The sequence below is a fragment of the Paenibacillus medicaginis genome (assembly GCF_042138635.1).
Classification (GTDB): Bacteria; Bacillota; Bacilli; order Paenibacillales; family Paenibacillaceae; genus Paenibacillus; species Paenibacillus medicaginis.
Genome location: NZ_JBHIRY010000002.1, coordinates 47,757 through 71,560 on the forward strand (window position 1 = coordinate 47,757; position 23,804 = coordinate 71,560).

21 protein-coding genes are annotated in these 23,804 nt (G+C 52.8%); all 21 read left to right on the forward strand.

Translation table 11 applies throughout. The annotated features are described in order from the left end of the window. Positions 1-2: 2 nt before the first annotated feature. The 21 genes from rsmH to ACE5LO_RS02860 all read left to right on the forward strand — a co-directional run bounded on the left by rsmH (position 3) and on the right by ACE5LO_RS02860 (position 23,803). Positions 3-953, forward strand: coding sequence for a 16S rRNA (cytosine(1402)-N(4))-methyltransferase RsmH (gene rsmH, locus ACE5LO_RS02760; protein ID WP_375518554.1), 951 nt, complete (start codon positions 3-5; stop codon positions 951-953). A gap of 209 nt (positions 954-1,162) precedes the next feature. Next, entirely contained in the window at positions 1,163-1,570 is a 408-nt protein-coding gene (locus ACE5LO_RS02765) for a hypothetical protein (RefSeq protein ID WP_375518555.1), read from the forward strand. A 51-nt stretch (positions 1,571-1,621) separates the two neighbouring features. Further along, entirely contained in the window at positions 1,622-3,922 is a 2,301-nt protein-coding gene (locus ACE5LO_RS02770) for a penicillin-binding protein (protein WP_375518556.1), read from the forward strand. 86 nt (positions 3,923-4,008) lie between these two features. Beyond that, the gene (locus ACE5LO_RS02775; protein WP_375518557.1) at positions 4,009-5,958 is read left to right on the forward strand and encodes a stage V sporulation protein D; all 1,950 of its coding nucleotides are present in this window, start codon (positions 4,009-4,011) and stop codon (positions 5,956-5,958) included. 69 nt (positions 5,959-6,027) lie between these two features. Next, entirely contained in the window at positions 6,028-7,515 is a 1,488-nt protein-coding gene (locus ACE5LO_RS02780; RefSeq protein WP_375518558.1) for a UDP-N-acetylmuramoyl-L-alanyl-D-glutamate--2,6-diaminopimelate ligase, read from the forward strand. Further along, positions 7,515-8,918 (forward strand): UDP-N-acetylmuramoyl-tripeptide--D-alanyl-D-alanine ligase, encoded by a 1,404-nt coding sequence (locus ACE5LO_RS02785; protein WP_375518779.1) that lies wholly within the window; start codon positions 7,515-7,517, stop codon positions 8,916-8,918. Before ACE5LO_RS02780 ends, ACE5LO_RS02785 begins: the two co-directional genes overlap by 1 nt. A gap of 19 nt (positions 8,919-8,937) precedes the next feature. Further along, complete coding sequence (mraY, locus tag ACE5LO_RS02790) at positions 8,938-9,903, forward strand: phospho-N-acetylmuramoyl-pentapeptide-transferase (protein ID WP_375353793.1); 966 nt, start codon at positions 8,938-8,940, stop codon at positions 9,901-9,903. Positions 9,904-9,906: 3 nt separating this feature from the next. Next, positions 9,907-11,331: a UDP-N-acetylmuramoyl-L-alanine--D-glutamate ligase gene (murD, locus tag ACE5LO_RS02795; protein ID WP_375518559.1), complete on the forward strand. Its 1,425-nt coding sequence runs from the start codon at positions 9,907-9,909 to the stop codon at positions 11,329-11,331. 45 nt (positions 11,332-11,376) lie between these two features. Then, positions 11,377-12,477: a stage V sporulation protein E gene (gene spoVE, locus ACE5LO_RS02800; protein WP_375518560.1), complete on the forward strand. Its 1,101-nt coding sequence runs from the start codon at positions 11,377-11,379 to the stop codon at positions 12,475-12,477. A gap of 5 nt (positions 12,478-12,482) precedes the next feature. Beyond that, entirely contained in the window at positions 12,483-13,592 is a 1,110-nt protein-coding gene (murG, locus tag ACE5LO_RS02805; RefSeq protein WP_375518561.1) for an undecaprenyldiphospho-muramoylpentapeptide beta-N-acetylglucosaminyltransferase, read from the forward strand. 133 nt (positions 13,593-13,725) lie between these two features. Beyond that, positions 13,726-15,009, forward strand: a complete 1,284-nt coding sequence (murA, locus tag ACE5LO_RS02810) for a UDP-N-acetylglucosamine 1-carboxyvinyltransferase (protein WP_375518562.1) — start codon at positions 13,726-13,728, stop codon at positions 15,007-15,009. 58 nt (positions 15,010-15,067) lie between these two features. After that, positions 15,068-15,832 carry a cell division protein FtsQ/DivIB gene (locus ACE5LO_RS02815; protein WP_375518563.1) on the forward strand — a complete coding sequence of 255 codons (765 nt, stop codon included), beginning with the start codon at positions 15,068-15,070 and terminating at the stop codon, positions 15,830-15,832. A 198-nt stretch (positions 15,833-16,030) separates the two neighbouring features. Continuing rightward, positions 16,031-17,296, forward strand: a complete 1,266-nt coding sequence (gene ftsA / locus ACE5LO_RS02820) for a cell division protein FtsA (RefSeq protein WP_375518564.1) — start codon at positions 16,031-16,033, stop codon at positions 17,294-17,296. A 68-nt stretch (positions 17,297-17,364) separates the two neighbouring features. Then, positions 17,365-18,477 (forward strand): cell division protein FtsZ, encoded by a 1,113-nt coding sequence (gene ftsZ / locus ACE5LO_RS02825; protein ID WP_375353807.1) that lies wholly within the window; start codon positions 17,365-17,367, stop codon positions 18,475-18,477. A 170-nt stretch (positions 18,478-18,647) separates the two neighbouring features. Continuing rightward, positions 18,648-19,583 (forward strand): sigma-E processing peptidase SpoIIGA, encoded by a 936-nt coding sequence (spoIIGA, locus tag ACE5LO_RS02830; protein WP_375518565.1) that lies wholly within the window; start codon positions 18,648-18,650, stop codon positions 19,581-19,583. Positions 19,584-19,647: 64 nt separating this feature from the next. Next, positions 19,648-20,370 carry an RNA polymerase sporulation sigma factor SigE gene (gene sigE, locus ACE5LO_RS02835; RefSeq protein ID WP_375353809.1) on the forward strand — a complete coding sequence of 241 codons (723 nt, stop codon included), beginning with the start codon at positions 19,648-19,650 and terminating at the stop codon, positions 20,368-20,370. A 99-nt stretch (positions 20,371-20,469) separates the two neighbouring features. Continuing rightward, on the forward strand, positions 20,470-21,252 hold the full coding sequence (gene sigG / locus ACE5LO_RS02840) for an RNA polymerase sporulation sigma factor SigG (RefSeq protein ID WP_375353810.1): 783 nt from the start codon (positions 20,470-20,472) through the stop codon (positions 21,250-21,252). A gap of 128 nt (positions 21,253-21,380) precedes the next feature. After that, the gene (locus tag ACE5LO_RS02845) at positions 21,381-21,728 is read left to right on the forward strand and encodes a YlmC/YmxH family sporulation protein (protein ID WP_375518566.1); all 348 of its coding nucleotides are present in this window, start codon (positions 21,381-21,383) and stop codon (positions 21,726-21,728) included. A 31-nt stretch (positions 21,729-21,759) separates the two neighbouring features. Further along, the gene (gene pgeF, locus ACE5LO_RS02850) at positions 21,760-22,641 is read left to right on the forward strand and encodes a peptidoglycan editing factor PgeF (RefSeq protein ID WP_375518567.1); all 882 of its coding nucleotides are present in this window, start codon (positions 21,760-21,762) and stop codon (positions 22,639-22,641) included. Positions 22,642-22,649: 8 nt separating this feature from the next. Next, the gene (locus tag ACE5LO_RS02855) at positions 22,650-23,351 is read left to right on the forward strand and encodes a YggS family pyridoxal phosphate-dependent enzyme (protein ID WP_375518568.1); all 702 of its coding nucleotides are present in this window, start codon (positions 22,650-22,652) and stop codon (positions 23,349-23,351) included. Beyond that, positions 23,342-23,803: a cell division protein SepF gene (locus ACE5LO_RS02860; protein ID WP_375518569.1), complete on the forward strand. Its 462-nt coding sequence runs from the start codon at positions 23,342-23,344 to the stop codon at positions 23,801-23,803. The genes ACE5LO_RS02855 and ACE5LO_RS02860 overlap by 10 nt, the downstream gene beginning before the upstream one ends. Position 23,804: the final 1 nt, after the last annotated feature.

Below are 23,804 nucleotides of genomic sequence, written 5' to 3' on the forward strand. Positions count from 1 at the left end.
GCTTGTTTCACCATATCACCGTACTCAAAGAAGAAGCTACAGGTGCACTGAACATCAGGCAGGACGGGGTGTATGTGGACTGCACGCTTGGCGGCGCCGGCCACAGCTCTGTCATCGCATCACGGCTGGGGCCGCAGGGAAGGCTGATCGCCTTCGATCAGGATGATTGGGCGCTGGACAATGCGAAGGACAGGCTGTCCGAATATGACGGCAAAGTTACATTGGTGAAATCCAATTTTCGCGAGCTGGAAACCAGACTGTCGGAACTGGGCCTGCCTATGAGCAATGGGGTGCCACAGGTTGACGGCATTCTTTTCGATCTTGGAGTTTCGTCCCCCCAGTTCGACGAAGGAGAAAGGGGCTTCAGCTACAACTACGACGCACCGCTCGATATGCGTATGGATCAGGATGGACCTTTGACAGCGAGGGATATCATCAATGAGTGGCCTGAAGCTGAGATTGCGCGCATTCTCTATCAATACGGCGAAGAAAAATTTTCTCGCAGAATCGCCAAAATCATGGTCGGACGACGGCAAGCCAAACCTATTGAAACGACAGGCGAGCTGGTTGAGATCATCAAGGAAGGAATCCCCGCAGCGGCGCGCAGGACAGGCGGCCATCCCGCCAAACGAAGCTTTCAGGCCTTGCGTATCGCGGTCAACGATGAGCTCGGAGCCTTGGAAGACGCGCTTCATCAGGCTGTCCGCTGTCTCGCCCCGGGAGGCCGGATATCGGTGATTACCTTTCATTCTCTGGAGGACCGGATATGCAAGCGAATTTTTGCGTCCTATCTGGAGAAATGTACTTGTCCGCCGGACTTTCCGATGTGTGTGTGCGGAGGCAAGGGTGTGCTTAAACTGGTTAACCGCAAGCCGGTAATGGCAGGCGAAGAGGAGCTGGCTCTTAATCCACGCTCCCGTTCAGCCAAGCTGCGGGCAGCGGAGAAACTATAAGTGCGAGTTCAAAAAGTCAGGTTTTCAGCACCGAGAAGGTTGAATGAAGCTAGGGACTGAGGAGCGGAGCGTACTTAGGGTACGTGAGTACCGGAAGTCCCGGCTGAATTCAAGATTCGATGTCGAGTCCGCTTCCTGACTTACTTCGTGATCAAAAGATGACTTTTTGAACTACCTCTATAAATTTTGAAATGGGAAGGAGAGAGGATATGGCTTATACACGCGGCAACCTTGCAGTTAAAGAAAAAGTCCAGCAAAAGGCCCCGCAGCGGCGTTACCGTGAAACCACCAAAGTTGTAACCCGCCGCAAGGAACTGCCCATCCGGGAGAAGCTTCTCTATTTGACGACTGTTCTCGTCTCTATTGCCGTTATGGTGATGCTGGCGGGGCGTTACGCCCAGATCTATCAATTGGGCGCCTCCATTCACAGCAAGGAAATCGCAATTTCTGAACTGAAGACATCCAACGCGGAACTGAAGGTGCAGAGGGAGCGGCTGGAAAATCAGATCGTGACTACTGCCAAGGAACAGGGTTACATAGAACCGACCAAGGAGCCCATTCGTGTCTATACGGGAACGAGCTCCGGCAATGCGGCTGCTGACGGATCGGGAAACTGATTGTCACAGGTATTAAAGTACCGGGCCTTGCGGTTGGGGGAGGTTTGAAACATGGTAAAAAAAATTAAATTGCGCACTCTGCTCATAGGGGGATGTATAACCCTCTTTTTTCTTGTGTTGGTGTTCCGGATTTTCCTGATTCAGGTCGTCAACGGCGCCTATTGGCAAAATGATGTTGATGGATTGATCCGCAAGAATCAGGTGCTTCCAGCGGCACGGGGCGCGATCATCGACCGCAATGGCAATGTGCTTGCCGAGGATGCTCCAGCCTATACGGTTGTCGTAAATCCGAAGATGATTCAGGAGTACAAGCTGGAAGATGAGATGGTCGCCAGGCTGCATGAATTGCTCGGTATGTCAGAGGACAAGCTCCGCGAGAATATAAGGAGCAAAAATAAAGAAGTCTACCGGGAGTACAGGGAGCTGCGTCCTGAAGGCTATAAGATTGAACCTGAGCTCGCCAAAAAAATCGATGCCTTTGATGACGAGCTGAAGGCAAAATACAAGACGACCGATGCGGTATTTACGATAAAGGAAACCAAGCGTTTTTATCCGGAAAATACAATGGCTGCCCATGTGCTTGGATATGTAAACAAGGATGGACAAGCAGTGCAGGGGCTTGAAGCTTATTATGACAAACAGCTGAAGGGTGAGGATGGCCAGCTGCTGTATCAGCGGGATCGTAAAGGCGTCAGCCTGCCTGGTGGTGAACAAACCTATAAGCCCCCTGAGAATGGTAAAAATATCAAGCTGACAATCGATGATACGATTCAGTATTATATCGAAGAAGCCATGAAGAAGGCGGTTAAGCAGTACAATCCGGTCAGCATGACCGTCATTGCCGCCGATCCGAAGACGATGGACATTCTCGGCATGGCGAGCATGCCGAATTTCAATCCGAATACGTACAATAAAGCCGATGCGAACAGCTTTGTCAACCATGCTGTCCAATCGATTTATGAGCCTGGCTCGACGTTCAAGATCGTAACCCTGGCGGGCGCAGTTGAAGAGAAGCTGTTCAACCCGAATGCTTATTTTGAATCCAAGACGACCTACATCGGTGGATATCCCATAAGCGATAACGGGCACTCTTACGGTTCCATTACTTATCTGACCGGTGTCAAACGTTCGAGTAACATAGCTTTCGTTAACCTGGGCTATCGTATGCTTGGCGGCGAGAAGCTGCGCTATTATATCGACAAGTTTGGCTTTGGCACCAAGACAGGGATCGATCTGCCGGCAGAGGTTCCTTCACCGATCCGTGAGCTCAAATACGCTTCGGAAATTGCTACAGCCGCTTATGGTCACGGCCTTGTTCAGGTCACGCCGATTCAGCAGATTACCGCCATTTCGGCCATAGCCAACGGGGGCAAGCTGATGGAGCCGCATCTGGTGAAGGAAATTATGGATCCGGACACTGGAGAGACGCAGGTTATCAAGCCTAAAGAGATTCGTCAGGTGATTTCCGCCGAATCTGCCAAGGAGGTCGGAGGCTATCTGGAACAGGTTATTGCCGACCAGGAGATCGGAACCGGACGTTATGCATATATCGATGGCTACCGGGTCGCGGGCAAGACAGGTACGGCCAGAAAGGTTGTTAACGGAGAATATGCGAAGAACAAAGACATTGTAGCCTTTATCGGCTATGCCCCGGTTAACGATCCTAAAATTGCCATGCTGGTCGTCATCGATGAGCCGAGAGTAGCCAATGCCGGCGGCGGTTCTGTAGCCGGACCGGTGTTCAAGGAGATCATGTCTCAATCTCTGAAATACTTGGGAGTACCGAAGACGGGAGAGGGTGCGGACAACGGCAAAAAAAACGCGCCGGTGTCCAAAACAACCAACGCCCCGGATTTGATAGGCAAAAGCAAGAAAGACGCGCAAAATGCATTGCTTGAGCGCGGCACAGCCTATGTTACCATTGGAAAAGGTCCCAAGATCGTGAGCACGTATCCGGCAGCGAATTCACCGATGATGCCGGGACAGCGCATGTATCTGATCACCGAGGATTCTGCCACGATGAATATTCCTGATTTAAAGGGATTATCGCTGCGTGACAGTCTGGAACTGCTGAATCTGCTGAAGGTTGGCGTCCAGATTGAAGGTGAAGGTTACGTTTACAGCCAGAAGGTACAGAAGGAAGGCGACAAGCGGGTCGTATATTTGAAGCTGCAGCCTGCGAAAGAGACCGTTAAGGGCGTTGTGCCTGACTCCGATGAGGAGCAGTCTGCCGAAACGGAGGATAAGAAAGACGGCACGGAACAGGGGGCAGGATCTACGGAGGAAGAGCAATCCCAGAACGAAGAAACCGCCGGTGATTCGGCCTCTTCTGAAGAAGAACCTACTAACTGAGAGCTTGTTCTATCCCCTGCCGTATCTGAATAGTCATGAAAGAAAGACATGCATGACTCACAACGGATACGCAGGGAGGGAGCAGGTTGAAGCTTACCAATGTAACGCTGCGCAAACGGCTGTTATGGGCGCTTGCAGGGCTGTTCGTGCTTTTCGCCGCGCTTGTGGTAAGGTTGGCTTATGTACAGCTTGGGCAGGGAGCGGAGCTTTCCGCCCGTGCGGAGGATTCCTGGAGGCGCAACATTACGTTTGCGGCCAAAAGGGGAGAAATTGTTGACAGGCAGGGAGTGGCCCTGACTTATAACGTGACGACACCGACCGTGATGGCCATCCCTGTCCAGATCAAGGAGCCTGAGAAGACGGCGCAAAAGCTGGCCTCCGTATTGGGAATGAGCGAAGCAGAGATATATAAGCTGATCACCAAAAGAACATCAAGCCAAATAATCAAGCCCGGCGGCCGAAAAATTACGATGGAGAAAGCGCAGCAAATTCGTGATTTGGAGCTTCCGGGTATCGTTGTTACTGAAGATAACCGGCGCTACTATCCTTTTGGTGATCTGGCCGCCCATATTCTTGGCTTTACCGGGATAGACAATCAGGGCCTTACAGGTGTAGAAAAGAGACATGATGAGCTTTTGAAAGGAATGGACGGCAGCATCGCTTACCTCTCCGATGCGGGCGGAAGGCTTATGCCAGGTTCTGCGGAAAAGTATATTGAGCCGAAGGACGGGCTGAATCTGCAGCTGACGATCGATAAATCGGTACAGTCCATTATGGAAAGAGAGCTGGATCAGGCGATGGCGAAATTTCAGGCCAATTCCGCCTTGGCCATCGCCATGAATCCCAAAACCGGCGAAATTCTGGGCATGGCCAGCAGGCCCTCTTTCGAGCCTGCGCTGTATCAGCAGTATGCGCCCGAAATCTATAACCGCAATCTGCCGATCTGGATGACCTATGAGCCGGGGTCCACATTCAAAATCATTACATTGGCGGCGGCCCTGGAAGAGAAGAAGGTGGATCTGAAAAATGAACGCTTTTTTGATCCCGGACATGTCGAGGTTGGGGGAGCGAGATTGAGGTGCTGGAAAAAAGGCGGTCACGGCAGCCAGACATTTCTCGAGGTCGTGGAGAACTCCTGCAACCCGGGGTTCGTCCTGCTTGGCCAGCGCCTGGGCAAGGATAAGCTGTTCGACTATATCCGCAATTTCGGTTTTGGCAGCAAAACAGGCATTGATTTAAGCGGGGAGGAAAATGGCATCCTGTTCAAGCCCTCCCAGGTCGGTCCGGTCGAATTGGCGACCACCGCGTTCGGGCAGGGGGTATCGGTTACGCCCATTCAGCAGGTGACCGCCGTCTCGGCTGCGATCAACGGCGGGTATTTATATAAGCCTTACGTTGCCAAGGCCTGGATTCAGCCGGAAACCGGGAAGGTGCTGGAGAAGAAAGAGCCGCAGCTTGTGCGCAGGGTCATTTCCGAGGAAACGTCGCGGCAGGTCCGCGAGGCGTTGGAGAGCGTGGTTGCCAAGGGCACAGGGCGTCCCGCTTTTATTGAGGGATACCGCGTCGGCGGCAAGACGGGAACGGCGCAAAAGGTGATCAACGGCCGCTACTCCTCAACAGAGCACATCGTATCATTTATAGGCTTCGCGCCTGCAGATGATCCGCAGATCGTCGTTTATACGGCCGTTGACAATCCGCAGGGAATTCAGTTCGGCGGCGTGGTAGCCGCGCCTATCGTGCAGAACATTCTGGAGGATGCGCTGATCGCCATGAAGGTACCATCGCGCGACAATCAGGTGCCCAAGAAATACAAATACGGAGAAACGCCGATAGAAACCGTACCTGATTTGGTGGGCGCTTCCGTGCAGGATTTATATGAAGATCTGAATATGAACTTTACGCTGGTCAGATCCGGTTCAGGCAGCACAGTCATCAGTCAGGCTCCCAAGCCTGGAGCGCGGCTGGAGCGCGGTTCGGCCATAAGAATTTATATGGGCGACGCTCCAAAGGAGGAAAAGCCTGAAACGGGTAGCTGAATCCGGTTTCGGAACAGGGCTGAAAGTTCATAATGTTAACAGCAGACATGTCTGAAAAGGAGAATTTCTATGCAGCTTCAACAACTTGCAGCACTGCTTATTACTTCCCGAATCATCGGAGACGACAGCGTGGAATGCAGGGGCATTCAAGCCGATTCCCGGAAAGTCCAGGCTGGGGATCTGTTCTTGTGCCTGCCCGGCTTTACTGTGGATGGGCATGATTATGCGGTGCAGGCGGTGAACGCGGGTGCCGCAGCGCTTGTTGTGGAACGGGAGCTTGAAGTGAACGTTCCCCAACTGCTCGTCAAGGATGCCCGCTTTGCGATGGCCGTGCTGTCGAATGCCCTTTTCGGAGCGCCAAGCCAAAGGCTGAATATGATTGGTGTAACAGGCACGAATGGAAAAACGACAACCACCCATCTGATCGAGCATATTCTGAATGAGTCAGGAGTCAAAACGGGATTGATCGGAACCATTCAGATGCGCTATGACGGAACGACCTTCCCGACATCCGGAACGACACCGGAGGCGGTTGAGCTGCAAAGAACGCTCGGCGATATGACCGGCCGCGGCGTGTCATGCTGCGTGATGGAGGTTTCGTCACACGCCCTGCAGCAGGGCAGGGTAAAAGGAACCGACTTTCGCACCGCTGTCTTCACGAACCTGACGCAGGACCATCTTGATTATCATGATACGATGGATGAATACCGGGCGGCTAAAGGCCTGCTCTTTGCCAGACTGGGCAACAGCTTCGGGACTGGCAGAGAGCATCAAAAATATGCGGTGCTGAATGCGGACGACCCGGCATCCGCCTATTTCAGGTCACTGACTGCGGCGGAAGTCGTTACATACGGGATAGGGGAGGAGGCGGATGTACGCGCAACGGATATCTCCATAAGTGCGGGAGGAACTTCCTTCCATGTGCATACCTTCCGTGGATCGGCAGACATCAAGCTGCGCATGGTGGGAAAATTCAACGTTTACAACGCCCTGGCGGCCATCGCGGCTGCCCTGCTTGAGGATGTGCCGCTGGAAGCGGTCAAGCGCAGTCTCGAATCTGTTACAGGAGTCAGCGGCCGCGTCGAGCCTGTAGATGCCGGTCAGCCGTTTGCTGTCATTGTCGATTATGCCCATACGCCTGACGGGCTTGAAAACGTGCTGCGTACGGCGAAAGAATTTGCGCAGGGCAGGGTGATTTGCGTGTTCGGCTGCGGCGGCGACAGGGACAAAACGAAGCGTCCCCTGATGGGCAAAATCGCCGCCAAATACAGCGACCGGATTCTGGTAACTTCAGACAATCCCCGGACCGAGGACCCTGAGCAAATTTTGCTGGATATCGAAAAAGGGCTGATTGAGGATGCGGTGGAACGGGAGCGGTACGAGCTGATTACCGACCGGCGTATCGCTATTGGTAAAGCTATTGAAATGGCAAGCCCTGACGATGTAGTATTGATTGCGGGCAAAGGTCATGAGACCTACCAGTTGGTCGGAGAAACGGTGCTTGAATTTGATGACCGCATCGTTGCCAAAGAAGCGATAAGGGGTATAAACAAGTGATTAATAGAACGTTGGCGCAAATCGCCTCCATGAGCGGCGGAACGCTGGCCGGCTCCGACGGGGCCGCTACAAAAATAACCGGGGTCTTTACGGATTCAAGAAACCCGCTCAAGGGAGGGCTGTTCGTTCCTATTGCCGGTGAGCGTTTTGATGGCCACACTTTTGTGGAGAGCTGCCTTGCCGAAGGAGCGGGTGCATTTTTCTGGCAGCAGGATCATGGAGCTCCTCCCGCCGGATCCGCCATTTTGGTAGAGGATACCCTGGAGGCGCTGCAGCGGCTGGCAGCGGCTTATCTGAAGGAATCCCGGGCTTCCGTTGTCGGCATTACAGGCAGCAACGGCAAAACAACGACAAAGGATATCGTGAATGCACTCTTGTCCACAACCTTCAAGGTGCATAAAACGCAGGGGAATTATAATAATCATATCGGACTTCCGCTGACAGTGCTGTCCATGCCGGAGGATACGCAGATCGCGATTCTCGAGATGGGCATGAGCGGAAGAGAGGAAATCCGCCGGCTGTCACGGATTGCACAGCCGGATGTGGTGGTGATTACCAACATCGGCGAGGCTCATCTGCTGCAGCTTGGCTCCAGGGAGGAGATCGCCCGTGCGAAGCTGGAAATCATCAGCGGTCTCAAGCCTGGCGGGTTGCTGATCTGCAACGGGGACGAACCGCTGCTGCCTGCCATACTGGCCGAGCCGGAGACGGAGCGGCCGGAGACGATGAAGACCGTGACCTTCGGGCTGCTGCAGGATAACGACGATTACCCGACAGGCATGACGACACATGACCAGGGCATCATGTTCACTTCGAGAATGGGCGGCCAGGAGGGGTTCAATCTGCCGCTGCTGGGCCGCCACAACGTAGTGAATTGCCTGGCGGCAATGGCAGTGGCACAGCATTTCGGCGTTGGCATCGAACAGATGCGTCAGGGGCTGGCCGAGCTGAAGCTTACCGGCATGCGCATCGAGGTCATCTCCTGCGGCAATGGGCTGACGCTGCTTAATGATACTTATAATGCCAGCCCTCTTTCCATGAAAGCGGCGATTGATACGCTTGCAGGTTATAACAGGAAAAATCGTAAAGTCGCCGTACTGGGAGACATGCTGGAGCTGGGGCCGCAGGAGGAGCAATTCCACCGGGAGATCGGTTTGTATGCCGCATCCGCCGGAGTGGAGCTGCTGTTCACCTACGGACCGCTTGGTTCACATATTGCTGAGGGGGCACGGGAGAGAATGGCGCATGCCAGCGTACATGCTTATTCCGGCAAAGACGATCTGGCTGCGGCGCTGCGTGCAACACTTCGTGCAGGGGATGTTGTGCTCTTCAAGGCTTCACGCGGCATGAAACTGGAAACCGTTGTGGATGCGCTGTGTGACCATCCGCTGCAGAACGGATAAGGAGGAAAGGGGGATTACCATGGATATTCAACTGCTGCTGCTTACGATAGGGGTATCATTCATACTGGCGGTGATCGCTGCTCCCTTGCTGATTCCGTTGCTGCGCCGGATGAAATTCGGCCAGCAGGTCAGAGACGACGGACCCCAGAGCCATCTGAAGAAAACAGGCACGCCCACCATGGGCGGTATCATCATTCTGCTGGCCTTTACGCTGACTTTTTTAAAGTTTTCTGCCATTAAAAATACGGATTTCTATGTTCTGCTTGTGGCTACGCTTGGTTTTGGACTGATCGGCTTCCTGGACGATTACATCAAAATCGTGTTCAAGCGCTCCCTTGGCCTGACGCCGCGCCAGAAGCTGTTCGGACAGCTTTTCTTTGCTGGCATGATGTGCTGGCTGCTTATACAGAATGATCATAGCACGGCCATCGGTATTCCGGGGACCTCCTGGTCCTTTGATTGGACCGGCTGGTTTTATTATCCATTTATCGTTATTATGATGCTGGCGATCAGCAATGCTGTGAATTTCACGGATGGACTGGACGGGCTTTTGTCAGGCACGAGCGCCATTGCCTTTGGCGCCTACGCCATCATCGCCATCCAGGCATCCCTGCCGGCGGCAGTCTGCGCCGCGGCCATGATTGGCGCGGTGCTCGGCTTTCTCGTGTATAACGCCCATCCCGCCAAAGTGTTCATGGGCGACACCGGCTCGCTTGGCATCGGCGGGGCGATCGGGGCGATCGCCATTGTAACGAAGAGCGAGCTGCTGTTTCTCATCATCGGCGGCGTGTTTGTTATCGAAATGCTTTCGGTCGTCATTCAGGTCACGTCCTTCAAGACACGCGGCAAGCGTGTGTTCAAGATGAGCCCGATTCATCATCATTTTGAATTGTCAGGCTGGTCAGAATGGCGGGTAGTCATCACATTTTGGGCAGCAGGGCTGCTTCTCGCAGGACTTGGACTTTATCTGAGCAAGGGGTTGTAGAACATGAAGCATCCAGAAACTTACAAGGGCCTTGAAGTCGTCGTTCTCGGGCTGGCCAAAAGCGGGGTCCAGGTGGCGAAGGTGCTGCACAGAGCGGGCGCTGTCGTAACGGCAAATGATCAAAAAGAGAGGGAACAATGTCCCGAAGCTTCCGAACTGGAGGCTTTGGGAATTTCCGTTTTATGCGGGGGCCATCCGGACGACCTGATCCATCCCGGCGTTAAGCTGCTGGTCAAAAACCCCGGGATTCCGTATAAGGCCCCGCCGGTGCAAAGAGCGCTGGAGCTTGGCATCGAGGTCGTAACGGAGGTGGAGGTCGCCTATCATATTTGTGAAGCGCCAATCATCGGTATTACCGGTTCCAACGGGAAAACGACAACGACGACCTGGGTCGGCAGGCTGCTGGAGGCTGCGGGCATGATGCCGATTGTGGCCGGCAATATCGGGACACCGCTCTGTGAGGCGGCGGCAGATGCAGAGCAGGACAACTGGATGGTCGTGGAGCTGAGCAGCTTTCAGCTGAAGGGTACTCGGGATTTCCGTCCGGCAGTAGCCTGTCTGCTTAATATTGCGGAGACCCATCTGGATTATCATGGCGGCATGGAAGACTACATATCCTCCAAAGCAAAGCTGTTTGCAAACCAGCGGCCGGAGGACACTGCTGTCCTGAATTGGGACGATCCGGTATGCCGTGAGCTCGTTCCTTACATGAAGGCCAAGGTGCTACCATTCTCCCTGACCGAACGTTTGCAGGAGGGCGTGTATGCTGATCCTCCTTATGTGCCGGACGTGGAGGACGATATCCGGCGCGACATCGTGTATCGTGATGGCGGAGGGGTGGTTCATCCGATTCTGTCGGTTGCGGAGCTTGGCATCCCGGGGCGGTTTAATGTGGACAATGCGCTTGCCGCGTGCGCCATTGCGATTGCGGCGGGAGCCTCGCTTTCGGCCCTCTCCGGACCGCTCTCCCAATTCAGGGGAGTGGAGCACCGCCTGGAATTTGTTGCCGAACATGATGGCGTAGCCTACTATAACAATTCCAAAGCGACCAATGCCAAGGCGACCCAGATGTCTCTATCCTCCTTTAAACAGCCTGTCGTACTGATTGCCGGCGGTTTGGACAGGGGCTCGGACTATCTGGAACTGGTTCCCGCGCTGCAGGGTCGCGTCAAAGCGGTTGTCTTGCTTGGACAAACCAGAGAGAAGCTGGCAGAAGCGGCCCGGCTGGCCGGCATAGAACAGATCAAGCTCGTCGATAATGGTGAGGATGCCGCCGCCACGCTGATCACAGCAGTCAACAAGTCCGCAGCGCTTGCCAAGTCCGGTGATGTTGTGCTTCTGTCCCCGGCCTGCGCAAGCTGGGACATGTTCAAATCCTATGAAGAGCGTGGACGCATTTTTAAAGAGGCGGTGCATAAATTGAAGTAGAGGGGTGGATAAGCCCCTACTTCGGTGCAAGGGGTGGCCTCCTCCATGAAACAGTCTCGTCCTCCGTCTCCGGATCTATGGCTTTTCGCCTGTGTTATAGGCTTGCTCGCCATCGGTATCGTGATGGTGTACAGCGCCGGGGCCGTGCTCGCTTTCCGCGAATACGGGGATTCTTATTATTTTGTAAAAAGACAGCTGCTGTTTGCTGGTCTAGGGCTCGCGGCCATGTGGTTCACAGCATCGATAGACTATCGGATTTGGCGAAAGTACGCCAAGCCGCTGCTGCTGATCTGCTTTGTGCTGCTGGTTGCGGTGCTGATTCCGGGCATTGGCGTTGTCCGGGGTGGTGCCCGCAGCTGGCTGGGCATCGGTTCCTTCGGCATACAGCCCTCTGAATTTATGAAGCTTGGCATGATCCTCTTTCTTGCCAGCTGGCTCAGCCGTGCGGGCTATCCGATCAAATCGTTTGTGCACGGGCTGCTGCCCCCGCTGGCGCTGACCGGATTGGCCTTCGGCATCATTATGCTGCAGCCGGATCTCGGGACTGGCACCGTAATGATGGGCGCGTCCATGATCATTATTTTTACCGCCGGAGCCAGCCTGAAGCATCTTGGACTTTTGGGGCTTGGCGGAGCAGCGGGCTTTGCGGCGCTGGTTGCAGCGGCTCCGTACCGGCTGAAGCGCATTACCGCCTTCCTGGATCCCTGGTCGGATCCGTTAGGAGCAGGGTACCAGATTATACAGTCTTTATATGCCATTGGTCCCGGTGGATTGGCCGGCCTCGGGCTCGGCATGAGCCGGCAGAAATACAGCTACGTGCCCGAACCGCAAACCGACTTTATTTTTTCCATTTTGGCCGAGGAGCTTGGATTTATCGGCGGTCTTACCGTAATCCTGCTGTTTTTCATTCTTGTCTGGCGGGGGATGCGCACGGCGCTCACGGTCCCGGACACTTTTGGAAGTCTGCTGGCCGTCGGCATCGTAGGCATGGTAGCCGTTCAGGTTGTGATTAACATCGGTGTGGTGATCGGCCTGATGCCTGTGACGGGCATCACGCTGCCTTTGATCAGCTACGGGGGCTCTTCACTCACGCTGATGCTGACAGCCCTCGGCATTTTATTGAATATATCACGTTTTGCGAGGTGAACTCTATGCGCGTCGTATTAAGCGGGGGCGGGACAGGAGGACATATCTATCCGGCTGTGGCCGTCGCCCGGCAGTGTGAGGCGGAGGACCCGGACGCCGCATTTTTATATATCGGGGGCAAGAGAGGACTGGAAAGCAAGCTGGTCCCGCAGGAGAAACTTCCCTTCGAATCCATTGACATTACCGGTTTTCGGCGGAGTCTCTCTCTGGAAAACGTAAAAACGGTGATTCGCTTTCTGCAGGGAGTGCGTACTTCCAAAGCGCTGCTTAAGCAGTTCAAGCCCGATGTAGTGGTCGGAACGGGCGGATATGTTTGCGGCCCTGTGGTTTATGCCGCTTCCAGGCTCGGCATCCCGACCATTATTCATGAACAAAACGCCATTCCCGGATTGACGAACTCCTTTCTGAGCCGCTACGCCGATACGGTTGCCGTCAGCTTTGAGGGCTCCGAGGCCGCCTTTCCCAAGGCGCGCAATATTCTTTACACAGGCAATCCGCGGGCGACTACGGTACGGAAGGCTGACCGCAGCCGGGGGTTTGCAAGCCTGGGACTTCCGGAGGATAGTACCATTGTTCTGGTGGTAGGAGGAAGCAGAGGGGCCAAAGCGATCAATCAGGCGATGATTGAAATGGCACCGCAACTTTCATCCCTGCCGGGCGTCCATTTTGTATATGTTACCGGGGAAGGTTACTTCGACAGCACGGTCGATGAGATACGAGCACAAGTTGGCTCGCTGCCGGATTGCCTTCACGTGCTTCCTTACGTGCACAATATGCCTGAAGTGCTTGCATGCACTTCCTTGATCGTGAACAGAGCGGGGGCGTCTTTCCTGGCGGAGATCACCTCTCTAGGTATCCCCTCCGTATTGATTCCTTCTCCGAATGTGACCAATAACCATCAGGAGGCCAATGCCAGAACGCTGGAGCAAGCGGGGGCGGCTGTCATGATTCTGGAGAAGAGCCTGAGCGGACAGACCCTCTTTAAGTCTATTGCGCATATTATGAAGGATGCTGGAGTAAGAGAAAGTATGTCGGCTGCTTCCTCGCGGCTCGGCAAGCCGGATTCGGCTGAGGTGTTCCTGCAGGAAATCAGAAGATTGGCGGGCAGCAGATAAAGAGGCAGCCTATGGGCGATTGTCACCTTCGGGGTCATTTTAACATAAGATACCGTATCTTTAGACCATCACCCGGGAAGCTGGTTGTTCAGGCATAACAACTGCATATCGGAGGAATCTCGGAGGTGATATATTGGACAAATTGGTGATTGAAGGCGGGAATCCCCTGTCCGGCACTATACCGATCCATGGAGCGAAAAATGCGGCCTTGCCCATACTGGCGGCAAGCCTGCTCGCGAATGGGGAAGTTCAGATTCGTAATGTGCCTTATCTGCTTGACATTCAGGTGATGCTCGGCATTCTGGAGAGGCTGGGCTGCAGTACACGACATGAGCGGGATACCGTGGTTGTCGATTCCTCTAAGCTGATTTCAACGGATATACCGGAAGATCTGATGAAACAGATGCGCTCATCCATTTTTCTGATGGGTCCGCTGCTCGGACGCTGTGGTGAGGTGACGGTCTACGAGCCGGGCGGCTGCGCGATCGGGGAGCGGAAGGTCGATATGCACCTGAAGGGATTGAAAGCGCTGGGTGCCGAGATTGAAGAACAGGTTGAGAAAATGACCTGCAGGGCCCGCAAGCTGACCGGAACGGATATCCATCTGGATTATCCGAGCGTGGGGGCCACTGAAAATATTATGATGGCTGCAGTGCTGGCTAAAGGCAGGACGACGATCACCAACGCTGCCCGTGAGCCGGAAATTCAGGATTTGCAAAATTTTCTCAACACAATGGGGGCTTCCATTATAGGGGCGGGGACGGATACCATTACCATTACGGGTGTGGACCGCCTGTATCCGTGCAGCTATGAAATTATCCCTGACCGGATCGTGGCCGGCACGGTTATGATTGCCGCTGCTGCTACACGTGGTAACGTTACACTTTCCCGCTGCTGTTCGTCCCATTTGTCGTCATTGATTCATGTGCTGCGCCGTGCCGGTGTTCAAATCAGCGCTTCCAATGATATAATGAACGTAAGCTGTATGACCCGCCCCAAGGCGGTGGATCGGATCATTACATCGCCATACCCGTCCTTTCCTACGGATTTGCAGTCTCAGGTTATGGTGCTGCTGTCTTTGGCGGACGGATTCAGCGTCATGAAAGAGACTGTTTTTGAAAGCAGGTTCAAGCATGTCGATGAGCTGAACGTCATGGGAGCCGACATTTCCGTAGATATGAATGTGGCATTTATCCGAGGCGTTCCCCGCCTGTATGGCGCATCGGTTGAAGCCACGGACCTGCGGGCGGGGGCCGCGCTCGTTATAGCCGGACTGGCAGCCAAAGGACGGACAACGGTGGAGCAGGTCCATCATATCGACAGAGGCTATGATCGGATCGAGTGTCTTTTTCAGCACCTTGGCGCCCGGATGCACCGGCAGTCCCCGGTACCGGAACAGCTTGATTTTGCAAATTAAACGCCTGCAGCGTCCCCTCTGATTCGAGGGGACGAGAGGCATTTATTGGAGAGAAATGATGCCACAAGCCAAAATTCCTGTTCTTCGGGAAACCAGACCCAAAATGAAGACCAGCCGTAAAATTGTATGGATCCTGGTTCTCCTGTTCATTGTTCTGCTTGCAGTGTTATTCTTTCGGTCTTCCCTGAGCCGGATTACGGAAATTGACTTCAAGGGCAGCCTCTTCACTTCGAAGGAGGAGCTTCTGAAGCAAAGCGCCCTTCACGTCGGAGGTCAATTTTTCGGAGCCAGTCCAGAGGAAGTTGAGAAGCGGCTGAAAGAAATCAAGTCGATTGAATCGGTCAATATGGACAAGCAGTTTCCAGGTATTATTAGCATTAATATTAAAGAATATGATACAGTTGCCTATGAAGTAGGGGGGAATGGTAATCTGCTTGCCATTTTATCCAACGGGACAAGCGTGGGCGTTTCCAGCAGCGGCATTGCCGTGGAGAAGCCCATTCTAACAAACTGGAAGGCCGATGATCCGTACAAAGCGGAACTTTGTAGAATTTTGTCGAACATTCCTGGTGAGTGGACGGCCGACATTTCGGAGATCATTCCTGATCCGTCTCCATCCTTTCCGGACCGGATCAAGATGTATACACGATCCCAGTTCGAGGTGCTCACCTCGGTTACGCTGCTGTCCGAAAAAATCAGCTATCTCAATCAGGTCCTGGAGACTGAGGAACCTGGGCTGATCAGCATGTTTGAAGCGGACACCTATGTGTCCTTCAAGCCCCAGGAAGAGAGCGGTTCAGCGGAAAATGACACTACTCAGTGAACTGGAAAAATGATAAAATACATTTTATGTACTATGCGTCGCGCTCCTTCTTTTTTCTTCAAATTTTTATTGACTATCCAGAAGTTGGAACATAAAAAATTTGTAGAAAAAAGAGGGATAAATATTAACGTGTTGAATTAGTTTAGTCAGTGCGTGTTTATGAACGAAATTTTGATTGGGTTGGGAGGTGCCACAGAATTGAGCGGCAATGACATCATTGTTAGTTTGGACATCGGTACGTCCAAAGTTCGTGCCATTATCGGTGAGATGAATAATGGAACCTTTAATATTATTGGGGTTGGAACTGCCGACTCGGAAGGAATTCGAAAAGGTGCAATCGTAGATATCGATCAGACCGTGCAGTCGATCCGGAACGCCGTGGATCATGCAGAGCGGATGGTCGGTATTCAAATATCCGAAGTGTACGTCGGAATTACCGGCAATCATATCGGCTTGCAGACGAGCCACGGGGTTGTGGCCGTTTCGAATGAGGACCGCGAGATCGGCGAGGAAGATATTGAACGTGTGCTGAAGGCCGCCGAGGTTATCGCTGTACCGCCGGAAAGGGAAATTATTGATGTGGTCGCCAGGCAATATGTGGTCGATGGACTGGAAGGGATTCAGGATCCGCGCGGAATGATCGGAGTCCGGCTTGAGGTGGAAGCAACCATTGTTACCGGAGCCAAAACGCCAATACATAACCTGCTCCGGTGTGTGGAAAAAAGCGGTCTGCGGATTAAGGACCTGGTGCTTCTTCCCCTCGGTGCCGGACAGCTTTCTTTATCCAAGGATGAGAAAACGATGGGTTCGGTGCTGGTGGACATCGGAGCAGGCTCAACGACGATAGCGGTATTTGAGGAAGGCAGCATCGCCGCCACCTCAACACTGCCCATCGGTGGTGAATATGTAACCAATGATATTGCCTATGGCCTGAGAACACTGACGGATCAAGCGGAAAAAGTCAAGCTTAAATACGGGTGCGCATGGTATAATGATGCGGCAGCCGATGTTGTATTTAAGGTGACACGCATCGGCAGCAATGTGGACAAGGAGTTCAACCAGCAGGATTTGGCTGCCATTATTGAGCCGAGAGTGCAGGAAATATTCCAGCTTGTTCAGGCTGAGGTTAAGCGTCTTGGTTACACGGGTCTCCCCGGAGGTTATATACTTACGGGAGGTACCGTTGCAATGCCTGGAGTTCTTGAGGTGGCTCAGCATGAGCTTGCTGCATCGGTCCGGATCGCCGTGCCCGATTATATCGGCGTAAGGGATCCTGGCTACACCAGCGGGGTCGGCATTTTGCACAACGCTATCCGCAATTTCCGGCTGCGTGCCGCAAGCGGAAGCAGCAGTAATGTGAAAAAGCCGGCCAACCGCACGAAAAGCAGCAGCCCCGCTCCGGAAAGTGAGCAGAAACCGGGATTGATCGAACGCCTGAAGAATATGTTCAGCGAGTTTATATAGCGGTTGAAAGCTAATTATGCCTATCATGGACGGGCCATCCATGCACATTGAGGGGGAGTTGGAATAGTATGTTGGAATTTGATTTTGAAATGGAGAGTTTGGCTCAAATCAAAGTAATCGGGGTAGGCGGAGGCGGAAGCAACGCCGTGAACCGAATGATTGAAAACGGCGTTCAAGGTGTCGAATTCATTACGGTCAACACGGACGCCCAAGCTCTGCATCTTGCCAAATCGGAGCACAAGCTCCAAATTGGCGATAAACTGACCCGGGGCCTTGGTGCGGGCGCAAACCCCGACGTAGGCAAGAAAGCCGCCGAGGAATCCCGTGATCTGATCATGAACACTCTTAAAGGGGCGGACATGGTGTTTGTTACCGCCGGCATGGGTGGGGGTACAGGTACAGGAGCCGCTCCGGTCATCGCCGAAATCGCTAAAGAATGCGGCGCCCTTACGGTAGGTGTGGTTACACGTCCGTTTACATTCGAAGGGCGCAAACGTTCAAGCCACGCGGAGCAGGGCATTGAGGGACTGAAGGAAAAGGTTGATACGCTTATCGTCATCCCGAATGACCGCCTGCTTGAAATCGTGGACAAGAAAACACCGATGCTCGAAGCATTCCGTGAAGCGGATAACGTATTGCGCCAGGCTGTTCAGGGTATTTCCGACTTGATCGCCGTACCAGGCTTGATTAACCTCGACTTCGCGGACGTAAAAACGATCATGACGGAGCGTGGTTCCGCCCTGATGGGGATCGGGTATGCAACAGGCGAGAACCGTGCGGCGGAAGCAGCACGCAAGGCGATTATGAGCCCGTTGCTGGAGACTTCCATCGAAGGCGCTCGTGGTGTCATTATGAATATTACCGGTGGCTCCAATCTTTCCCTATATGAAGTCAACGAAGCGGCCGAAATCGTGACTTCAGCTTCCGATCCGGAAGTCAACATGATTTTTGGTGCCATTATCGACGAGGAAATGAAGGAAGAGATCAAAGTAACTGTAATTGCCACCGGCTTTGAAGGCAAGGCGGTAGCCCCTGCCCCTGCGCGCAAACCGGTTGTAAATAATACAGAATCTTCCGAGAATCGTTCCCCGAATCTGCGTCCCTTCAGTAACCAGACCAGTGGTGACCAGCTCGATATACCGACATTTTTGCGTAACCGTTCCCGTAATAATAACGACTGATTATTTTTTGGACGAGCTGCAAGACCGTATTTTCCTTATTGGAGAATGCGGTTTTTTGTTTTTATCGACAAAAAAAGTCCGGCTGCGCCTGCCAGCGTTAGACAGACTTTGTTCTGTCCCCCTTTTATACTGGTCATATCCTCCAGGAGCTTAGGCGGGGTGAATAAAAAATGGTTGTCTATATTGATTTGATTTTCCTGACCAACCTGCTGATTGATACGGTACTGCTGCTTGTTACGGCCTGGATGAGGAAGCTGCGCCCGGCCTGGTGGAGGCTGCTGCTGTCAGCCTTCCTTGGCGCGATGTATGTTGTTATGATGTTTATGCCCCAGCTATCCTTTATGTTTACTTTTTTGATTAAATTCGGATTATCTGTATGCATGCTGCTGATCGCCTTCGGATTTGTCGGCCTGCAAACCTTTCTGCGTACGATTGGTGCTTTTTATGTGGTCAATTTCGTAGCGGCGGGCGGTATATTGGGAGTTCACTACCTGCTGCAGAGGCGAGGGGAGCTGTTTAATGGCATATGGTTTACTGCTACAGGCGGGATGTCATTTCAAACGCAAATCGCCTTTTGGTTCATTTTCTGCGTATTTGGCGTTACCATGCTTGTTTTTTATGCCGTGCAGACTTCCAGGCAGCGCACAGAACGGATTTCAAGCTTCATGGGTGACGTGGAGGTTCGAATCGAAGGAGTGTGCGTCAAGTGTACAGGCCTGCTGGATACGGGCAATCAGCTGAATGACCCGCTGACACGCATGCCGGTTATGGTGATGGAGGCTTCGCTCTGGAGTGATCATTTACCCCGCGACTGGTCCAGATTTCTGGCGGACGGACAAGCGGACAACCTTGTCATGAATATGGAAGAGTCGTATGCATGGCGGGATCGTTTGCGCCTTGTTCCTTACCGGGGCATCAACAAAAGCACGGCCTTTATGCTCGCAGTTAAGCCGGACGAGGTCAAAGTGACGATGAAGGGACAGACATTCATTCATCATCGTGTGCTGATCGGCCTGGATGGGGGAAGGTTATCCTCTGAGGGACGTTATCAGGCCGTGGTCCATCCCGAGCTGGCGGTATCTCAGGACACGGACGTTTCCGCCTGACAGTTAAGCCGTCAAAGACGGATACGAGCTGTTATCCGAAGATATTTAAACTAGGAGGAATACCATGCGCACAAGATGGAAACTTGCTTTTCAGGTACAGTATTACCGGTTTCTTTTTCTGCTGGGCCTCAAAGCTGAGGAAATCTATTATATTGGAGGCAGCGAAGCCCTTCCTCCACCTCTGACCAGGGAAGAAGAAGAATATTTGCTGCAGAAGCTGTCATCAGGAGACGCTGCGATCCGGGCCATGCTGATCGAACGCAATCTGCGGCTGGTCGTTTACATCGCCAGAAAATTCGAGAACACTGGCATCAATATTGAGGATCTGGTCTCCATCGGAGCGATTGGTTTGATTAAAGCAGTGAATACCTTTGACCCGGAGAAAAAAATCAAGCTTGCCACGTACGCGTCCCGGTGCATCGAAAATGAAATCCTTATGTATCTGCGGCGCAATAATAAAACAAGAACAGAGGTGTCCTTCGACGAGCCGCTGAATATCGACTGGGACGGGAATGAGCTGTTGCTCTCCGACGTGCTTGGCACAGAGAATGATACGATCTACCGCAATATCGAAGAGCAGGTGGACCGCAAGCTGCTCCACAAGGCCCTGGATAAACTGACAGACCGTGAACGCCTCATTATGGAGCTGCGTTTCGGGCTGCAGGATGGCGAGGAAAAAACGCAGAAGGATGTGGCTGACCTGCTTGGCATCTCACAATCCTACATATCTCGCCTTGAAAAAAGGATCATCAAACGCCTGCGGAAGGAATTCAATAAAATGGTCTGACCGTATCAGCGCGTCTTTCATCGGGAGAGAAACAGGAATAAAATATCCGGCCCAGGAGATAATGAACAGTAATGTTACTCCTTGGGAGGTTATGACACGATGACCCGTAACAAAGTCGAAATTTGCGGTGTGGATACCGCCAAACTGCCGGTTTTGACCAATGCGGAGATGCGGGAATTATTCACTTCTCTGCAGCAAAACAATGAACGTTCTGCCAGGGAAAAACTGGTGAACGGCAACCTGCGGCTTGTACTGAGCGTGATCCAGCGTTTTAATAATCGGGGGGAATATGTTGACGATCTGTTTCAAGTCGGCTGCATCGGATTGATGAAAGCCATAGACAATTTCGACTTGTCCCAAAATGTTAAATTCTCCACCTATGCGGTGCCCATGATCATCGGTGAAATTCGCAGGTATTTAAGAGATAACAACCCGATACGGGTGTCGCGTTCCTTGCGGGATATCGCGTATAAGGCGCTGCAGGTCAGAGATAATCTGACCACCGTCAATTCGCGTGAGCCTACGATTTTTGAAATTTCCGAAGTGCTTAATGTACCAAAAGAAGATGTGGTATTCGCGCTTGACGCCATTCAGGACCCGGTCTCGCTCTTTGAGCCTATTTATCATGACGGCGGGGACCCGATCTACGTTATGGACCAGATCAGCGACGACAAAAACAAGGACGTATCCTGGATCGAGGAAATTGCGCTTCGTGAAGCGATGCAACGGCTTGGGCAGCGTGAGAAAATGATATTGTCCATGCGATTTTTTGAAGGAAAGACCCAGATGGAGGTTGCCGATGAAATCGGGATTTCACAGGCGCAGGTATCGAGACTGGAGAAATCGGCAATTCAACAAATGCAGAAGCATGTGAAGTCTTAGCACCACAGGCGCAGGACTGATCCTTTTGTTAACGACCCGGCAGGGTCGTTTTTATTTGTGATCAAGAGGAGCAGGCAGGGAAAATTCCGCTTTGTAAATCATATGCTGTTAGTAAAGGATGTGATCATATGGATATGCCGGTTGAAGGCGTGTACAGCATAAAAATATCGGATTTCCAAAGCAAGGATGTCATTAATATCATGGACGGCCGCAGGCTGGGCCAGATCTGCGATCTGGAGATTGACCCAAGACTGGGCCGCATAGAAGCGATTGTCATGCCAGGACCTGGCGGGTTCCTTGGGTTGTTCCGGCCGAGGAGAGAACTGGTCATTCCGTGGCATAACATTGTCAAAATCGGACCGGATGTCATTCTGGTGAGGCATGAGTACATAGAGGAATGGCAGATGGAGGGGCAGGCGTACAAAGCAGGCGGGAGATTCAAGGGGCTGTGGGCAGATAGAGACACGGTGCGCTGATTTTGGTACACTGGCTTGTAGAGGTGAGAACATGACTGAACCGTTTGTCTTGGAACCGATAGTTGTGGAAGGGCCGCCGGGCGCAGAGACTCCTGTGCCCCGGCTGCTGTTTATAGAAGCATGGCAGGAGCAATCCCCGGGATTGACTGCAGGTTTTACCAGCCGCCGCGGCGGTGTTGGAAAGCAGCCTTACAGCAGTTTGAACTGCGCTTTGCATGTAGGAGAAAATCCGGATACAGTCATCGCCAATCGTGAGCTGATTGCCAGGAAGTTGGGCTTTGAGCCGGAAGCGTGGACCTGCGGTGAGCAGGTGCATGGAAATCGGGTTGTTGCCGTGAAGGAAGAAGACCGCGGCCGGGGTTTCCTGAACCGGGAATCGGCCTTGCAGGATGTAGATGGATTGGTGACGGATGTACCGGGTATCCTGCTGACCTCCTTTTATGCGGATTGTGTTCCTCTTTATTTCATCGATCCGGTCCGGCAGGTGGTTGGACTCGCTCATGCAGGCTGGAAGGGAACTGTTGCGGAAATCGCGGCGCATATGGTTGAAACGATGGTGGAAGAATACGGCTCAAAGAGAGAGGATTTGCGGGCGGCCATCGGCCCTTCGATCGGATTATGCTGCTACGAGGTAGACGGTGCCGTGATGGATAAAATCATGGCTTTGGAATCCGGCATGCCTGGGAGTGAAGTGTGGGAAGGCAGTGTATATACCACGCTGGGCGGGGGGAAATGGATGCTTGACTTGAAACAATGCAACCGACAGATTATGATGAAAGCAGGAATATTGCCGACCCATATCGAATGTACAACGTTATGCACCAGCTGCAATAACGATTTGTTTTTTTCGCACCGCAAGGAAAAAGGTTTGACGGGAAGAATGGCAAGCTGGATCGGACTGGAAAAGAGGTGAATCTTCCCGTGTCATTGGGAGATCGGATTCGAAAGGTGAATGAGCGCGTGGAAGCTGCCTGTCAGCGCAGTGGAAGGGCTCGTGAAGATGTCAATATCATTGCTGTGACCAAATATGTATCCGTGAGTGCAATGTCTGCCGTATTGGACAGCGGCCTCCTGCATGTCGGCGAGAACCGCTGGCAGCAGGCCGAAGAGAAGTGGAAGCAGCTTGGACACCGCGGAATATGGCATTATATCGGGAATTTGCAGACCAATAAAGTTAAGGACGTTGTCGGCAAGTTCCCGTATATACATTCTCTGGACCGCCTCTCTCTTGCCAATGAACTGGAGAAGAAGGCGGCGGATCTGGATTTGACGGTTAAAGCCTTTGTGCAGGTCAATATTTCAGGGGAAGAGAGCAAGCATGGCCTGGAGCCGGACCAGGCTGCGGCCTTTCTGAAGGACATTTCCGGCCTGAAGCATGTACACGTGATCGGGTTGATGACGATGGCTCCTCATGTCGATGATCCAGAGCTGACGCGCCCCGTTTTCCGGGGGCTGCGTGAGCTGCGGGATGAACTGAACGGACAAGCCCTTACTCCGGAACCGCTTAAGGAATTATCCATGGGCATGTCCAATGACTTTGAAGTGGCTGTGGAGGAAGGTGCAACCTGGCTGCGGCTCGGTTCCATTCTGGTGGGAAAAGAGGAGGATGAAGCATGGGTGTAATGAATAAATTTATGAACTTCCTCGGACTGCAGGAGGAGGAAGAGGTCGTGGAGCGGGAAAGATTGCCCGAAGAGGAAGAAGAAATTGAAACCCCCAGCTTTGACCGACGTAAAACCTCTAGAGGCAGCAATGTGGTTAACAATGTGGTCAGCATTCACTCCCAGAAAAACGTGAAGGTCGTGTTGCATGAGCCCCGCTCTTACGATGAGGCGCAGGAAATTGCCGATCATGTCCGTTCCCATCGTTCGGTTGTCGTGAACCTGCAGCGCATCCGCAAGGATCAGGCTCTCCGCATTATCGATTTTTTGAGCGGCACGGTTTATGCCGTAAATGGGGGCATTTCCAAGGTCGGCCACAATATTTTTCTCTGCACGCCGGATACGGTGGAGATTCAGGGCTCCATTAAGGAAATACTGGCCGACAATGAAACAGAACTAGACAGAATGAGGTGAG

What these genes read in the sequence shown, in the direction of transcription:
- spoVE (WP_375518560.1), top strand. Translation starts at nt 11,377, where the DNA reads ATGAAACAGTCTCGTCCTCCGTCTCCGGATCTATGGCTTTTCGCCTGT.
- ftsZ (WP_375353807.1), top strand. Translation starts at nt 17,365, where the DNA reads ATGTTGGAATTTGATTTTGAAATGGAGAGTTTGGCTCAAATCAAAGTA.
- murD (WP_375518559.1), top strand. Translation starts at nt 9,907, where the DNA reads ATGAAGCATCCAGAAACTTACAAGGGCCTTGAAGTCGTCGTTCTCGGG.
- sigG (WP_375353810.1), top strand. Translation starts at nt 20,470, where the DNA reads ATGACCCGTAACAAAGTCGAAATTTGCGGTGTGGATACCGCCAAACTG.
- ACE5LO_RS02765 (WP_375518555.1), top strand. Translation starts at nt 1,163, where the DNA reads ATGGCTTATACACGCGGCAACCTTGCAGTTAAAGAAAAAGTCCAGCAA.
- sigE (WP_375353809.1), top strand. Translation starts at nt 19,648, where the DNA reads ATGCGCACAAGATGGAAACTTGCTTTTCAGGTACAGTATTACCGGTTT.
- ACE5LO_RS02770 (WP_375518556.1), top strand. Translation starts at nt 1,622, where the DNA reads ATGGTAAAAAAAATTAAATTGCGCACTCTGCTCATAGGGGGATGTATA.
- spoIIGA (WP_375518565.1), top strand. Translation starts at nt 18,648, where the DNA reads ATGGTTGTCTATATTGATTTGATTTTCCTGACCAACCTGCTGATTGAT.
- mraY (WP_375353793.1), top strand. Translation starts at nt 8,938, where the DNA reads ATGGATATTCAACTGCTGCTGCTTACGATAGGGGTATCATTCATACTG.
- ACE5LO_RS02860 (WP_375518569.1), top strand. Translation starts at nt 23,342, where the DNA reads ATGGGTGTAATGAATAAATTTATGAACTTCCTCGGACTGCAGGAGGAG.
- ACE5LO_RS02815 (WP_375518563.1), top strand. Translation starts at nt 15,068, where the DNA reads ATGCCACAAGCCAAAATTCCTGTTCTTCGGGAAACCAGACCCAAAATG.
- pgeF (WP_375518567.1), top strand. Translation starts at nt 21,760, where the DNA reads ATGACTGAACCGTTTGTCTTGGAACCGATAGTTGTGGAAGGGCCGCCG.
- ACE5LO_RS02845 (WP_375518566.1), top strand. Translation starts at nt 21,381, where the DNA reads ATGGATATGCCGGTTGAAGGCGTGTACAGCATAAAAATATCGGATTTC.
- murG (WP_375518561.1), top strand. Translation starts at nt 12,483, where the DNA reads ATGCGCGTCGTATTAAGCGGGGGCGGGACAGGAGGACATATCTATCCG.
- ACE5LO_RS02780 (WP_375518558.1), top strand. Translation starts at nt 6,028, where the DNA reads ATGCAGCTTCAACAACTTGCAGCACTGCTTATTACTTCCCGAATCATC.